The 15034-nt window shown below is 73.6% G+C and carries 13 protein-coding genes; 5 read left to right on the forward strand and 8 right to left on the reverse strand.

Translation table 11 applies throughout. The features are described from left to right. Positions 1-46 precede the first annotated feature (46 nt). On the reverse strand, positions 47-1129 hold the full coding sequence (locus ABD671_RS21135) for an NADH:flavin oxidoreductase (RefSeq protein WP_344735487.1): 1083 nt from the start codon (positions 1127-1129) through the stop codon (positions 47-49). A 23-nt stretch (positions 1130-1152) separates the two neighbouring features. After that, positions 1153-1998, reverse strand: a complete 846-nt coding sequence (locus tag ABD671_RS21140; RefSeq protein ID WP_344735488.1) for an NAD(P)-dependent oxidoreductase — start codon at positions 1996-1998, stop codon at positions 1153-1155. A gap of 107 nt (positions 1999-2105) precedes the next feature. Here ABD671_RS21140 and ABD671_RS21145 point away from each other — a divergent pair, with 107 nt between their 5' ends. Next, entirely contained in the window at positions 2106-3242 is a 1137-nt protein-coding gene (locus tag ABD671_RS21145) for a TIGR03857 family LLM class F420-dependent oxidoreductase (RefSeq protein WP_344735489.1), read from the forward strand. A 406-nt stretch (positions 3243-3648) separates the two neighbouring features. On the opposite strand, the gene ABD671_RS21150 is transcribed toward ABD671_RS21145, so the two are convergent. Further along, on the reverse strand, positions 3649-4038 hold the full coding sequence (locus tag ABD671_RS21150) for a hypothetical protein (RefSeq protein ID WP_344735490.1): 390 nt from the start codon (positions 4036-4038) through the stop codon (positions 3649-3651). Between the two features lie 131 nt (positions 4039-4169). Here ABD671_RS21150 and ABD671_RS21155 point away from each other — a divergent pair, with 131 nt between their 5' ends. Then, positions 4170-5768, forward strand: a complete 1599-nt coding sequence (locus ABD671_RS21155) for a GMC family oxidoreductase (protein WP_344735491.1) — start codon at positions 4170-4172, stop codon at positions 5766-5768. Further along, entirely contained in the window at positions 5768-7321 is a 1554-nt protein-coding gene (locus ABD671_RS21160; RefSeq protein WP_344735492.1) for an aldehyde dehydrogenase family protein, read from the forward strand. The genes ABD671_RS21155 and ABD671_RS21160 overlap by 1 nt, the downstream gene beginning before the upstream one ends. Positions 7322-7479: 158 nt before the next feature. On the opposite strand, the gene ABD671_RS21165 is transcribed toward ABD671_RS21160, so the two are convergent. Then, on the reverse strand, positions 7480-8721 hold the full coding sequence (locus ABD671_RS21165) for a S8 family peptidase (RefSeq protein ID WP_344735493.1): 1242 nt from the start codon (positions 8719-8721) through the stop codon (positions 7480-7482). A 187-nt stretch (positions 8722-8908) separates the two neighbouring features. Here ABD671_RS21165 and ABD671_RS21170 point away from each other — a divergent pair, with 187 nt between their 5' ends. Further along, positions 8909-9586, forward strand: coding sequence for a fasciclin domain-containing protein (locus ABD671_RS21170; protein ID WP_344735494.1), 678 nt, complete (start codon positions 8909-8911; stop codon positions 9584-9586). 87 nt (positions 9587-9673) lie between these two features. On the opposite strand, the gene ABD671_RS21175 is transcribed toward ABD671_RS21170, so the two are convergent. The 4 genes from ABD671_RS21175 to ABD671_RS21190 form a co-directional block, all read right to left on the reverse strand. Further along, positions 9674-10240 carry a dihydrofolate reductase family protein gene (locus ABD671_RS21175; RefSeq protein ID WP_344735495.1) on the reverse strand — a complete coding sequence of 189 codons (567 nt, stop codon included), beginning with the start codon at positions 10238-10240 and terminating at the stop codon, positions 9674-9676. A gap of 90 nt (positions 10241-10330) precedes the next feature. Continuing rightward, positions 10331-11815, reverse strand: a complete 1485-nt coding sequence (locus tag ABD671_RS21180) for a S8 family serine peptidase (RefSeq protein ID WP_344735496.1) — start codon at positions 11813-11815, stop codon at positions 10331-10333. A gap of 84 nt (positions 11816-11899) precedes the next feature. Further along, positions 11900-12973 carry a hypothetical protein gene (locus tag ABD671_RS21185; RefSeq protein ID WP_344735497.1) on the reverse strand — a complete coding sequence of 358 codons (1074 nt, stop codon included), beginning with the start codon at positions 12971-12973 and terminating at the stop codon, positions 11900-11902. 9 nt (positions 12974-12982) lie between these two features. Beyond that, on the reverse strand, positions 12983-14236 hold the full coding sequence (locus tag ABD671_RS21190) for an oxygenase MpaB family protein (protein ID WP_344735498.1): 1254 nt from the start codon (positions 14234-14236) through the stop codon (positions 12983-12985). An 88-nt stretch (positions 14237-14324) separates the two neighbouring features. Here ABD671_RS21190 and ABD671_RS21195 point away from each other — a divergent pair, with 88 nt between their 5' ends. Then, complete coding sequence (locus ABD671_RS21195) at positions 14325-14960, forward strand: TetR/AcrR family transcriptional regulator (protein ID WP_344735499.1); 636 nt, start codon at positions 14325-14327, stop codon at positions 14958-14960. The last annotated feature ends 74 nt before the right edge of the window (positions 14961-15034 follow it).

The following is a 15034-nucleotide window of genomic DNA, read 5'->3' on the forward strand; positions in this document are numbered from 1 at the left end:
AGCGCCCCGGCTGACCGGGGAAACCTGCAGCCGGTCCCCGGCCCCCTCAGGCGACGAAGTCCTCCCACCCGGAGGCGAGGTAGTCGATGAAGTGCGGGCTGACCGACTCCCCGAGCAGGTGCTCGCGGGTGACGGGGCGCGCGACGGCGGCGAAGGCGGGGTCGGCCAGGGCGCGGGCGGCGAAGTCGTGGTGCAGGATCGCGCCGACGCCGACGCTCACGAAGTCGGCGCCCTGCTCGAGGCACCAGGCGGCGTCGGCGGTGGAGAGCACCTTGCCGGCGACGCCGAGGCGGGTGGTGCCGCGTGGGAGGTCGGTGAAGTACTCGATGAGCCGGCCGTCGTGATCGCCGCGGGGGGCCATGAAGACGTCCCACAGCGACATGTCGAGGTAGTCCAGGGCGCCGGTCTCGAGCACCATCGCGGCCAGCTTCCGGCCCTCGGGCAGCGGGACGCCGTAGCCCTCGGGCGTGAGGCGCAGGCCCAGCTGGAAGTCCGGGCCGGTGGCCGCACGGATGCCGCTGATGATCTCCAGCAGCAGTCGCGCCCGGCCGGTGAGGTCGCCGCCGTAGCCGTCGGTGCGGTGGTTGGAGCGCGGGTCGAGGAACTGGCCGATCAGGTAGCCGTGGGCGCCGTGGATCTCCGCGCCGTCGAAGCCTGCCCGCTCGGCGCGCACCGCGGCGGCGACGAAGTCGGCGACCACGCCCTCGACCTCGGCGGTGGTCAGGGCGCGGGTGTGGCGGTCGGGAGCGTCCCAGGCGCTCACGTTGGGGCCGCCGTGCAGCGCGGGGTCGGCGCGATGGCCGCCGTGGTGCAGCTGCACGCTCGAGACGGCGCCGGTGGCGCGCAGAGCGGTGGCGAGGCGGGTGAGGCCGGGCAGGTGGTCGTCGGTGGCGATGCCGAGCTGGCCGCCCCACGCCTGGCCCGCCGGGCTCACGTGCGCGGCGCAGGTCATGACCAGGCCGAACCCGCCCTCGCCGCGCGCCACGAGCCAGCGCTCCTCCTCCTCGCTGAGGGTGCCGTCGGCGTGGCTCTGGGTGTTGGTCAGCGGCGCCAGCGCGAAGCGGTTGCGCCAGGCGGGGCCGTGGGCGAGGTCGAGCGGGGCGGACAGGGCGGGGACGTCGGTGCTCACCTCCCCATCGTGCCTCCCGCTGGTCAGCCGCCGACGCCCAGCCCCGACCCCAGCCGCTGGAGGGCCAGCTCGGCGAGGGGCACCTCGACGCCGTGCTCGTGGGCCAGCTCGACGGCGTAGCCGAGGTCCTTCTCGCCGAGGATCCGCACGGCGTCCATGATCGGGAACCAGAAGTCGTCGGGCGCGATCGGCGCGGCGGTCTCGCGGTGCATGATCGCGCCCGGACCGCCCGTGATCGCATCGGTGTAACGGACGACGTCGCCGAGCGCCCGCAGGTCGATGCCGGTGGCCTCGGCGAGCCGCTGCGCCTCGGTGGCGGCGGTGAAGGCGACGAAGTGCATGAGGTTGCGGGCCAGCTTGAAGCGGGTGCCGGCGCCGATCGGGCCCGCGTGCAGCACTTTGCCGCCGAGCACGTCGAGCACCGGCCGGGCGGCCGCGAAGCCGGCCTCGTCGCCGCCGACCATGATCGCGAGCCGGCCGTCGGCGGCCCCCATGGCACCGCCGCTGACCGGGGCGTCGACCACCAGGACGCCGCGGGGTGCCGCGTGCTCGGCCAGTGCCGCGGGGGTCTCGGGGGCCACCGTCGAGTGCACCACGACCGTGAGCGGACGGCCCGCGGCGAGCACGTCGTCGAGCACCGCGCGCACCTGGGCGTCGTCGCGCACCATCACGCACACCACCTCGACCCGGGCGGCGAGCTCGGTGACCGAGGCCGCGGCGATCGCGCCGTCCGCCTCGAGCGCGGCGACCGCCTCGGGGACGACGTCGAAGACCACGACGTCGCCGATCGCCGGGTCGCCGGCCATGGCCAGGCGCTGGGCCATCGGGCGGCCGATGTTGCCGAGGCCGACGAAGCCGACGTGGGTCATGGGGTCCTCCGGATCGCTGGTCCCGGCCAGAACCTGGACAGGTGTCCGGCAAAGGTAGAACCTGTTCTCATCGCGGGCAACCCGCCCGCCGTCCCCCGGAGGACCGCGTGACCGCGACCGCGCTGACCGAGCCGCCGACCGAGCCGCCGACCGAGCCGCTGACCGAGCTGGCCTGCTACGGCCTGGCCGGGCACTCCGAGACCCCGCGCGACGTCGTCCGGGAGGCCCGGCGCGCGGAGGAGATCGGCCTCGGCTCGCTCTTCCTCTCCGAGCGGTTCAACGTCAAGGACGCCGCCGTCCTCGCCGGGGCCGTGGCCGCGGCGACCGAACGCCTCGGCATCGGGACGGCGGCCACCAACCCCGGCACACGGCACCCGGTGATCAGCGCGACGATGGCCGCCACCGCCCACCGCCTCAGCGAGGGCCGCTACTGCTTCGGGCTGGGCCGCGGCTTCGACGTGGTCTTCGACCTCTACGGCGTCCCGCGCGTCACCGGCGCGCAGCTGCGCGACACCGCCGACGTGCTGCGCAGGCTCTGGGCGGGGGAGAAGTTCGCCCACGACGGACCGCTCGGCACCTTCCCCTACCTCTTCCTGCTCGACGAGCTCGGCGACCGGATCCCGATCCTCATGGTCGCGATCGGGCCGAGGTCGCAGCGCCTCGCGGGAGCGGTCGCCGACGCCGTCGTCCTGCACACCTACCTGACCGACGAGACCGTCGCGCGGGCGGTCGCCAACGTGCGCCGAGGGGCGGAGGAGGCCGGCCGCGACCCGGCGTCGGTGCGGATCTGGGCCTGCACCGCGGTCATCGACGACGCCCTGCCCGAGGTGCTGCGGCTGCGCAAGACCGTCGGGCGGCTGGCCACCTACCTCCAGGGCTACGGCGACGTGCTCGTCGCCGCCAACGGCTGGGACCCCGCCGACCTCCAGCGCTTCCGCGACGACCCGGTCGTCACCGCCCAGCAGGGCGCCTTCGACTCCGCCGGCACCGTCGAGCAGTTGGCCTACCTCGCCGAGAAGGCGATCCCGGCCGCGTGGCTGGACGCCGCCATCACCGGGACGGCGCAGCAGTGCGCGACCGCGGTGCGCGACCAGCTCGCGAGCACCGGCGTCGACAGCGTGATCCTGCACGGCGCCACCCCCGACGAGCTCGCCGGCGTCGTCGCCGCCTACCGCGAGGTGCGCGACCCGGATCGTCCGGCGCTGCCGGTCAACCCGGGCTGGATGGTGCCGCCGGCGCCGTGACCGTCGCCGGCCGGTGGTCGAGGTGCGAGGAGCGCCAGCGACGAGCCGCGAGACCCGGTGGGGTGGACGGCGTGCGGTACTGGAGGGCTGTCGGGTGCGGGCACTTCGAGGCTCGCTTGGCGCGCACCTCGACCGCCGGGTGGGCTCGCTTGGCTCGCGCCGCAGCGTCCGGTGTTGCCGGTGGTCGAGGTGCGAGGAGCGCTAGCGACGAGCCGCGAGACCCGGTGAGGTGGACGGCGTGCGGTACCGGAGGGCTGTCGGGTGCGGGCACTTCGAGGCTCGCTTCGCTCGCACCTCAGTGACCGGGGGGCTCGCTTCGCTCGCACCTCAGTGACCGGTGGCGGCTCGCTTCGCTCGCACCTCGACCACCGGATCGGTCCGGGCCGATCGCACGTGCCGTGCCGCGTCAGGCGGTGCGCTCCCGCGGCACGTCGAGGCGGGGGATGCCGCCGAGGCCGAGGCGGTAGCGCACGTGGTCGGCGTAGTGCTCGAGGGCGTCCCACAGGGTGCGGTGCGCGGCCCAGGGGAGCGGTTCGGCGCCGCGGTGCCAGGTCTCGCCGAAGGCGATCCACACCGGCGTCCACTCCGCGGCGTCGTCCCAGGCCCCGCGCTTGGACATCACCAGGCGCCGGCGGATCTGGAAGGCCGCGCGCGGCCCGTCGACGTAGACGGGGGCGCTCGCGATCGGCCAGACCCACAGGTCGAGGCCCATGAGGTGCACCTCGAGCTCGGGCAGCACGCGCGGATCGACCAGCACGGTGGCCACGTTCTCGTGGGGCTCGCGTCGGCCGGTCATGCCGACACGGTCCCCGCGCGGTGGGTCGAGGTCAAGACCTCGAGGGGCAGGACGGCTGTGCCCCTTGGTGATCGGCGTCACGTCGCCTAGGTTCGCGGTGGGGACACACACGCGCGCACAGGAGGCCGGAAGTGGATCGCGAGACGTTCGACTACGTGGTGGTGGGAGCAGGCAGCGCGGGGGCGGTGATCGCCGCGCGGCTCACCGAGGATCCTCGGGTTTCGGTGCTGCTGCTGGAGGCCGGAGCCCCGGCCGACGCCGACGAGATCACGGTGCCGGCGGCCTTCGCCAACCTCTTCCGCACCAAGTGGGACTGGAACTACAAGACCACCGAGCAGAAGCAGCTCGAGGGACGACGTGCCGACTGGCCGCGCATGAAGGCGCTCGGCGGCTGCTCGTCGATGAACGCGATGATCTACATCCGCGGCAACCACGCCGACTTCGACACCTGGCGCGACGAGTACGGCGCCGCGGGCTGGGGGCACGACGACGTCCTGCCCTACTTCGTGCGCTCGGAGGGCAACACGCGGCTCGGCGGTCCGCTGCACGGGCAGTCCGGCCCGCTGCATGTCGAGGACCGCCGCTACACCCACCCGCTCACCCACCTGTGGGTCGACGCCGCGGTCGGGGCGGGCCTCAAGCCCACCGACGACTTCAACGGCGCCGAGCAGGAGGGCGCCGGGCTGTACCAGGTCACGTGCAAGCGCGGTCACCGCTGGTCGACCGCCAAGGCCTACCTCGAGCCGGCGGCGAACCGGCCGAACCTGACGGTCCGCACCGGCGCCCACGTGCGACGGGTGCTCGTCGAGGGCGGCCGGGCGGTCGGCGTGGAGTACGACCGCGCCGGGCAGCGCCTGACCGCGCACGTCGAGGCCGAGGTGGTGCTCAGCGGTGGGGCGATCAACTCCCCGCAGCTCCTGATGCTCTCGGGCATCGGCCCGGGCGCGCACCTGCGCGAGGTCGGGGTCGAGGTGCTCGTCGACCTGCCGACGGTGGGGGCCAACCTGCACGACCACCCCGTCGTCCCGATGGTCTACCGCACCCGCGACATCGACGACCTGCTCGACCACAACAACCTGGTGCAGTTCCTGCGGGCGAAGGCCCGCGGCACCGGTCCGCTCGTCTCCAACATCGGCGAGGGCGGCGGCTTCTGGCGTTCGCGGCCCGAGCTCGCGGCCCCCGACATCCAGGCCCACGTGGCGCCCACCGGCTTCTACGACAACGGCCTGCACGAGCCCCGCGAGCGCTGCTTCACCGCCGCGCCCACCCTGGTCAACGTCGCGAGCCGCGGCTCGGTGCGGCTGCGGTCGGCCGACCCGTACTGGCATCCGGCGATCGATGCGGCCTACTACGACGACCAGGTCGACCTCGACGCGATGATCGCCGGGGTGCGGCGCATGCTGGACGTCGTCCACACCGCGCCGTTGGCCGGCCACCTCCAGGGGCCGCTGCTCGACACCATGCGCGGGTGGGGCATCGACCCCACCGACGCGCAGATCGCCGACCACGTGCGGCGCCACACCCAGACGCTCTATCACCCGGTGGGCACCTGCGCGATGGGCGGCGACGAGCGTGCCGTCGTCGACCCGCAGCTGCGCGTGCGCGGCGTCGAGGGCCTGCGGGTCGCCGACGCCAGCGTCATGCCGATGGTCACCCGCGGCAACACCAACGCCCCCTCGATCATGATCGGCGAGAAGGCCGCCGACCTCCTCTCCGGAAAGGCCAGCTGATGACCACGACCGTCGACGCTCCCGTCGAGGCCGCCGCCGAGCGGCCGGCCACCTTCGACTCCCTCAACCCGCGCACCGGCGATGTCGTGGGCACCTACCCGATCCACACCGCCGAGGACGTCGCCGCCGCCGTCGCCCGCGCGCGTGCGTCGGCCGCGTGGTGGGCCGGGCTCGGCTTCGAGGGCCGCAAGGAGGTGCTCGACCAGTGGCGGGCGGTGCTCGCACGGCGCCTGGCGCAACTGGTCGACGTCGTGCACCGCGAGACCGGCAAGCCCCACGGCGACGCCCAGCTCGAGATCGCGCTGGCCATCGACCACGTGGCGTGGGCGGCGTCCCATGCCGGCAAGGTGCTGGGTCGCAAGCGGGTCTCGGCCGGTCTGATGCTGGCCAACCAGGCGGCGTCGGTGGAGTACCTGCCGCTCGGCGTCGTCGGGGTCATCGGGCCCTGGAACTACCCGGTGTTCACGCCGATGGGCTCGATCGCCTACGCGCTGGCGGCCGGGAACACGGTGGTCTTCAAGCCGAGCGAGTACACCCCCGGCGTCGGCACCTGGCTGGCCGACAGCCTGCGCGAGGTCTCCCCGCACCACGACCTCCTCCAGGTCGTCACCGGCTTCGGCGACACCGGCTCGGCGCTGTGCCGTGCCGAGGTCGACAAGGTCGCCTTCACCGGCTCCACCGCCACCGGCAAGCGGGTGATGGCCGCCTGCGCCGAGCGGCTCACCCCCGTCGTCATCGAGGCCGGCGGCAAGGACGCCATGCTCGTCGACGAGGACGCCGACGTCGAGGCCGCGGCCGATGCCGCGGCGTGGGGCGCGTTCGCCAACGCCGGCCAGACCTGCACCGGCATCGAACGGGTCTACGTGCACGAGAAGGTGCACGACGCGTTCCTCGAGGCGCTCACCCGCCGGGCCCGCGGCCTGCGCTCCGCGGCCGACGTCGACGCGCCGATCGGGCCGATGACGATGCCCTCGCAGCTGCAGGTGATCCGCCGGCACATCGACGACGCCCTGGCCAAGGGCGGCCGTGCGGTCGTCGGCGGTGCCGACGCCGTCGGCGAGCGCTTCGTGCAGCCCACGGTGCTCGTCGACGTGCCGGAGGACTCCGAGGCCGTGTGCGAGGAGACCTTCGGGCCGACCGTCACGGTGCGCAAGGTGCGCTCGATGGAGGAGGCCGTCACGCTGACCAATGCCGGCCGGTACGGACTCGGCTCGGCGGTGTTCTCGGCCTCCCGCGGCGAGGAGCTCGCCCGGCGGCTGCGCACCGGCATGACCGCGATCAACTCGGTGATCTCCTTCGCCGCGGTGCCCGGTCTGCCGTTCGGCGGCGTCGGCGACTCCGGCTTCGGTCGCATCCACGGCCCCGACGGGCTGCGCGAGTTCACCTACGCCAAGGCGGTCACGCGCACCCGGTTCAAGGCGCCGCTCAACCTCACGACCTTCGACCGCACGCCCGAGCAGGACGCCCAGGTGGCCACCCTCATGGCGGTCATCCACGGCCGCGCCACCCAGTTCCCGAAGCTGCGGCGTCCGCGCCGCTCGAGCGGCCGCTGACCCTCCGCCCACTGCTCCGCTGACCGGCCGGACCGCGCCGCGCCGGGGGAGGACGGGCGACGGCCCCGTCGGCGAGGCCGACGGGGCCGTCTGTGGGGGGTGCGGAGGGGAGCCGGGTGCGGCGGCGCCTCCTGGGCTCAGGGCTCTGGGCCTTGGGCTCAGTAGGCGGTGTACAGCAGGCGGTTGGGCGATCCGTTGGCGCCGGTGATGACGCCGCTGGTCGCCCCCGAGGTGAGCGCGGAGGCCACGGTGGCCGGCGAGGCGCTCGGGTTGCCCTGGAGGTAGAGCGCCGCCACGCCCGCGACGTGCGGGGAGGCCATCGAGGTGCCCGAGATGGTGTTGGTGGCGGTGGTGCTGCCGATCCAGGCCGAGGTGATGTTCTGGCCGGGGGCGAAGATGTCGACGCAGGAGCCGTAGTTGGAGAACGAGGCACGGGCGTCGGTGTTGGTGCTGGCCGCGACGGTGATCGCGGACGCCGCTCGGGCCGGCGAGCTGCTGCACGCGTCGGTGTTGTCGTTGCCGGCGGCCACGACGACGGTGACACCCGCGCTGGTCATGCGGGCGACGGCCGCGTCGGTCGCGGCGTCGGCGGCACCGCCCAGGCTCATGTTGGCGACGGCGGGCTTGACGGCGTTGCTGGCCACCCAGTCCATGCCGGCGATCACGCCGGAGTTCGAGCCGGAGCCCGAGCAGTCGAGCACCCGCACGGGCACGAGGGTGACGGCCTTGGCGACACCGTAGGTGGAGCCGCCGATGGTGCCGGCGACGTGCGTGCCGTGACCGTTGCAGTCGGTGGTGCCGCGGCCGTCGTTGATCGCGGTGGCCCCGGCTGCGACGCGGCTGCCGAACTGGGTGTTCGCGGCGTAGATGCCGGTGTCGATGACGTAGGCCCGCACGCCCGAGCCGGTGGCGGTGTAGCTGTAGGTCGAGCTGAGCGGCAGGTTGCGCTGGTCGATGCGGTCGAGGCCCCAGGTGGCGTTGGACTGCGTGGTGGAGATGTGGACGGCGCCGTCCTGCTGGACGAAGGCGACATCGGGGTCGGAGCGGACGGCGGCGAGCTGCTCGGGCGTCAGCTTCGCGGCGTACCCGTCGAGGGTGGCGTACACGCGGGTGACCTTGCCGCCCGGGCCGGCGACGGCGGCGCGGGCCTCCTGGGCGGCCGCGGCGTCGCGGTCGAGGACGACGATGTAGCGCTGCGCGAGGGGCTCGCTCGCGCGGTAGAGCGGTGCGCGCTCACCGCGGTGGGCGGTGGCCGGAGCGGCCGGTGCGGCCGCGGTGGGAGCGGCGATCGCCTGGGTGGAGGCGTCGGGGGTGGAGGCGGTCGCGGCGCCGGGCAGGGTGAGGGCGCCGGCCCCGGCGAGTGCTGCCAGGGCGAGGGAGGCGGTGGCCAGTGATCTCATGGCTGCACCCTCGGTGGCCCGCTGGGGTGTCGACAACGGTGCCGGTGGCCCAGGTGCGTGCACTGCACGAAGCTGCAGGAGTGCCGAAGTCGTCCGGTTCAGTCCAGATTTGTGTGCACCTTCTAGGGTCATTCCTCAACAGGGTGTTCACATCCGGTGAGCATCGTTCGTTTGGAGGGGGAACTCCATGACCACGCGATCGACCACCCGCCGTACCCGTACCGCCGTCCTCGGCGGTCTGACCGCCACCGCGCTGGCCGCCGCCTCGATGGTCGGCACCGGTGCGGCCACCGCGAAGCCCGCCGCCCCGGCCAAGGCCGCCGGCGAGACCAGCCTCGCGACCGTCCTGGCCGCCGACGGCTCGAAGTACGACAAGAACCACCAGGACTTCGACATCCTCGAGGCCGCCGTGACCACGGTGCTCCAGGCCAAGCCCGACAGCCCGCTCGCCGCGGTCGCCGACGGCAGCAAGCGCCTCACGCTCTTCGCGCCCACCGACGCCGCGTTCATCAAGCTCGCCAAGCTCCTCACCGGCGAGAAGCCCGCCTCGGAGAAGAAGGCGGCCGCTGCCATCGTCGGCGCCGTCGACACCGACACCCTCGAGGCCGTGCTGCTCTACCACGTCGTCCCGGGCAAGACGCTGGGCTCGAAGAAGGTGCTGGCCGCGGCCGCCGAGAAGGCCGAGCTCACCACCGCCCAGGGCGGCACCGTCGGCGTCCGGCCCAACCCGAAGCCGGTGCGCCTCGTCGACGCCGACCCGGACGTCAAGGACCCCAAGGCGATCGTGAAGCTGCTCGACATCAACAAGGGCAACAAGCAGATCGCGCACGGCATCGACCGCGTGCTGCTGCCGATCAACCTCTGATCGACCGCTGATCGACCCACGCGACGGGGGCCGGGCCACGATGGCCCGGCCCCCGTTCGTCGTGGAGGGACGTCGTTCGTGAACGGCTCAGCGGACGACGTCGAGCACCAGCTTCGTGACGCCGTTGGCGTAGGTCTGCGACTCGCGCACCGAGAGCCGCTCCATGTCCTTGTCGGTCTGGCTGAAGAGCCGCCGTCCGGCGCCGAGCAGCACGGGGAAGACCAGCAGGTGGTAGCGGTCGACGAGCCCGGCGTCGGCCAGCGCCGCCCCGAGGGTCGCGCTGCCGTGCACGATGATCGGGCCGCCCTCGCCCTCGCGCAGGGCCGCGACGTCGTCCAGGGTGCGCAGGATCGTGGCCGGCCACCGCTCGTCGTCACCTTCGAGCGTGGTCGAGACGACGTAGCGCGGCATCGCGTTGTAGCCCGGGAACTCCTCGGTCATGGTCGGCCACACCGGCGCGAACGCCTCGTAGCTCACCCGGCCCAGCAGGAGCGCGGCTGCCTCCTCCTGCTCGCGTCCCTTGAGCTCGTAGGCGGCCGGGTCGAAGTCGACCGAGGAGATCGTCCAGCCGGAGTTGCGGTAGCCGGGCTCGCCGCCCGGCGCCTCCATGACGCCGTCGAGGGACATGAACGCGGTGATGATGAGGGGACGCATGTGTGCTCCTGATCGGGTGAGGGCTGCCCGGATCCTGCCAGGCTCTGCGGGGTTCGACCCGGGCAGCCCTGCCGATTCATCGCTGCGGGCTCACCGCACGGCGTCGAGCGCGTCGACCACCCCGTCGCCGTAGTAGCTGTTCTCGGCCGCGGTGCCGACGCAGGCGGCGCCCTGCGTGGCGGTGCCGCAGGGGTGGTCGTCGGCCTGCGCGCGCAGCGCCGCCACGAGCCGCGCCGGGCTCCACGTCGGGTGGGTGGAGGCCAGCAGCGCCAGGACGCCGGCCACGTGCGGGCTGGCCATCGAGGTACCGGACTTCAGGCCGTAGCCGTTGTCGGCGACGACCGTGGAGAGGATGCGCGAGCCGGGGGCCGCGACGTCGATGACGCCGAGGCCGCGGTTGCTGAAGCCCGACAGGCGGTTCTCCAGGGTGTCGGCGGGGAAGCGCTCGAGGGAGGCGACGGTGACGACGCCGTCGAGCTCGGTGGGGATGTCCTGGCAGTCGGCGTTGAGCACCCGCTCGACCGGCGTGGAGTCGTCGGGGCTGGTGGTGTCGGTGGTCTTGTTCGCCAGGTCGTAGGCCGAGTTGCCGGCTGCCGCCGCGCTCACCACGCCGCGGCCGATCGACCAGGCCACCGCGCGCCGCACGGCCTCCTTGGCCGCGGCCTGGTCGGGCTGGTCCTCGCAGTAGAACTGGAACGGGTCGACGTAGTAGCTGTTGTTGGTGACCTCCATGCCGCGCAGGCCCGCCCACATGAAGCCGCACACGGCGTACTCGGGGTAGATGAAGCCGCCGTCGTCGACGACCTTCACCGATGCCAGGCGGACGCCGGGGGCCACGCCGACGATGCCGACGCCGTTGCGCGCCGCCGCGATCGTGCCCGCCACGTGCGTGCCGTGGTCGCTGGTCGTCGGGTACCAGCCGGTGGGCGAGAGATCGGGGCGCCCGGCGTCGGTGCAGTTCACCGAGTCGCGCACGTCGATCTGCGAGGCGAGGTCGGGGTGGTCGGGGTCGATGCCGCTGTCGAGCACGCCCACCACCACGCGGGGCGATCCGTCGGTGATGGTGTGGGCCTGGTCGGCCTTGATCATCTGAAGGTCCCACTGCTCGCCCTCACGCGGGTCGGGGACGACGTCGCGCTGCTGCGTGCGCCGGGCCGCGGCCGCCGCCTCGTCGGCGTCCGGCGTCTCGACGGGCACCGTGCGGGTCGCGCCGACCGAGGCCAAGGAGCGGCCGGCGGTCTCCGTGACACGTGCGCGGAAGTCGGCGGTGCTGGCGTGGGCCACGACCACGCCGATCTCCGGCCAGGCCTGCACCACCGTGCCGCCGACGGCGGCCACGGCCCGCTCGACGAGGCGGGTCTGGCCGGGGTTGGCCTGGCGGGCGTTGAGCAGGTAGCTGCTGACGACGCCGTCGGGCGTCGCGATGGGCACCGGCGTCGAGACCGGCAGGGCGGCGTCGTCCGGCCGGGGGCTGGCGTTCGCGCCGCCCGCTCCGAGCGGGCCGGTGGCGAGGGCGGCCGCGAGGGCGGCGACGGCGCCGGCAGTGGTCACGGCGAGCCGTGGGGTTCGCATCATGCGTGTTCCTTCCCGAGAGTGCGCGCGGTGGCGCGCGGGAGGAGCCTGACCTGAATCGGCGGGGCCAAACCCCGCCGCTCGGGCTCAGTGCAGGGCGACCATCTCGTGGAGGGTGCGACCGGTGCGGGTGACGACGCCGTCGGGCTCGTGCACGGTGAGGGTGAAGGTGGAGTCGAAGCGGAAGTAGCCGGGGCGCCCCACGAGCAGGCGGATCAGCGGCTTGAGCAGCCGGGTGCGGACGACGGGCACCTCGGCCAGCAGGTCCTGGGCGTCGATGACGCGGTCGACATCGAGGCGCAGCGTGACCTGGCCGGGCACCTCGAGCTGCACCCAGCGGGGGTGCTCGCGGTCGGCGCCGGGGTGGAAGACCATCGGGCCCTCCGTGATCTCGACCTCGCCGCTGCTGAGCACGATCTCGCTGCCGCGGGCGAGCATGACGGGTTGGGAGCGGTGGTGGCCCAGGCGCTTCTGGGTCAGCACGTTGGCGAAGAGCATCGAGTAGTCGTCGAGGTAGAGGCGGCCCCAGTGCCAGCGCTCGATGATGCGGCGCATGTCGCCCGAGCCCCAGTTGTGGTCGGAGTACCCGATGCCGCGCGCCTCGAGGACGACGCCGTCGAGGGTGAGCGTGCCGGTGACCGTCGCACGCGGGGCGGCGACCACCCAGCCGAAGTGGTCGCTCGGGCCGTAGTGGGTCTCGCCGCGCCCGGGCATCCAGGCGTCGATCTCGCAGTGGAAGGCGAGGTCGAGCGCGACGCCGTCGGCGGCGAGGTGCACGTGCAGCACGGGTCGATCGCCGGTGCGGTCGACGTGCGCGGTGTTGGGCCCGATGCGCACGGCGAGGTCGTCGCGGGAGAAGGAGCACGCGTCGTGCGGGAAGGAGGCGTTGACCTGGCGCTTGGAGCCGTCGGGGGCGTAGACGATGATCTCGATGGACGGCGTCGCGCGCGTCGACTCCTCCGGTCGCCGCTTGGTGAGGAACCCGACGACGGTGTGGCCGGAGTCGAGCCGGGCGTCGATGTACCAGTGCTCGAAGGCGCGGCGGCCCAGCCCCGCGTCGGCATGGGTGTGCAGGCCGTGGTCGGCCGGTCGGACGACGGTCAGCTCGGCGTCCCGGGCGCCGGGGCCGTTCCAGGCGTCGACGATGGTGACGGTGGACATCGCGGCTCCTCAGCGGCGCAGGCCGGAACTGGCGTCGAAGGCCGCCTGCCGGCCTTCCATCTGGGCGGCCCACCAGGCCCGCCGGTGGCGGTCCATGACGGCGAGGTGGAGGGTGCGCAGGCCGGGCAGGCGCCGCAGCAGCTCGGTGATCGTGATGAGCGGCCAGCGGGCGATGAGGATTAGCACCCAGGGGAAGGCGCGGGGCAGGTCGTAGGTGCGGCGGGTCGAGGCCGAGAGCCAGATCGCGCAGTAGGCCGCGATGATGCGGTGGTTGTAGGCGGCCCGCAGCCGCGCGAGCGGCGACTGTCCGGGGCGGGGGGCGAAGGCCGCGGGGAAGGACTCGATGAGCTCCTTGCCGTGCGGCCCGGAGTCGTAGGAGCGGGCGGCGATCGAGAGCGCCAGCACCTGCAGGCAGTCGCGCACCGTCTCGGGCATCCACTCCGGGTCGACGCCGAGCAGATGGCCCATGTAGCGGTTGAAGTGCAGCGCGGCCCGCATCTCCGCGGGCGTCGTCTGGTAGCCGAGCACCCACAGGGCCATCGCCGGGGCGACGCTGCCGCCGATCTGGGTGAGCATCATGTAGGTCTGGCTGATCGGCAGACCCCACCGCTCGGCGTCCCACTCGGGGTGCGAGCCGACTCGCTGGCGCACCGCCACATGCATGATCCGCACCAGCATCGCGGTGGTGCGCCCCTCCGAGCCGGGGGTGAACAGGCCGCCGGGTTCGGAGGTGTCGATCCAGAACTTCGCCGACTCCAGGAAGCGGCGCAGCGCGCTGTCGCCGGCGTAGCCGCCGGCCAGCGAGAGCGGGAGCGCCACCCCGCTCTCGGTGTAGATCTCCAGGGTCGTGACCCCGGCGACGTTGAAGAGCATCGTGCCCCAGCGCCGCCAGATCTCCGCGCCGAGTTCGACCTGCTCGCGGTCGACCCAGTCGGGCACGGTGTCGAACTCCGCGAACAGCGCCCGCATCGACTCCGGCGCCTCGGGGACGGCGTCGATCCCGTCGCGCAGCGCGCGGGTCAGCAGCTGCCGCCCCCGCACGTGGCCGATCTCGCCGAAGAACACCTCGGCCACGAACCGTTCGGCCACCGGGTCGCCGCCGTAGAGCCCCTCGCACAGCGCGCGGGCGCGGTCGTCGCTCGGGAAGAGCTCGTGCCCGAGCAGCCGGGTGAGCCGGGCGCGGCGTCGCCACCGCGGTTCCTCGCGCGCCTCCCAGTAGCGGAAGGCGGACGGCGTCCGCGCGTGGACTGTGGCGTGGGTCACAGTTGCGTACCGTACTGCCGGTTTGTCAGCGTCGACAAGGGTCCCCGGACGCCGTCGTCGGCGTGCCCGCGCACGGTAGGTTCGCCGCGTGGGTGGCCGGGCGACGCAGGAGGAGCGAGCCGAGGCCTATCGCCGTCGGCTCCTCGACGGACTCGCCGCGACGATCCGGGCGAAGGGGTTCCGCGACGCCAGCGTCGCCGACGTCGTCCGCGAGGCGCGCACCTCGCGCAGCACGTTCTACGAGCAGTTCGCCGACCTCTCCGAGGCCTACATCGCGCTGATGAAGCAGGAGAACCGGCGCATCGTGGCCGCGACCGCCGCCGCTGTCGACCCCGACGCCGAATGGCGGGTGCAGGTCGAGCAGGCCGTCACCGCCTGGAGCGACGCGGGGCTGCGCGAGCCGGCGCTCGTGCGCAGCTGGATCCGCGAGCTCGGCGGCCTCGGCGAGGCCGGCCGCGACCTCCAGCGCGAACTCCTGGAGTCCTTCGTCGAGCTGGTGCACGTGCTCATGGACACCCCGCAGGCGCGGGCCGCCGGCATCACAGTGCCCCCGCGGCCGATGCTCGTGGTGCTGCTGGGCGGCCTGCGCGAACTGCTCGCCACCTCCTACGAGGACGGCGTGCCCTCCGAGGTGGTCGCCGCGACCGCCACCCGCGCCACCATCGCGCTGCTCGATCCCGGCGTCGATCCCGGCGTCGATGCCGGCACCGAGGCCGGTCCGTGAACGTCGACCGCCGGGCGGGCGACCGGCGGACGTCGGTTCGTCGACGATCCCCGACATCCCGCGTCCTGCCGGGC

This window comes from Nocardioides fonticola (assembly GCF_039536805.1).
GTDB lineage: Bacteria > Actinomycetota > Actinomycetes > Propionibacteriales > Nocardioidaceae > Nocardioides > Nocardioides fonticola.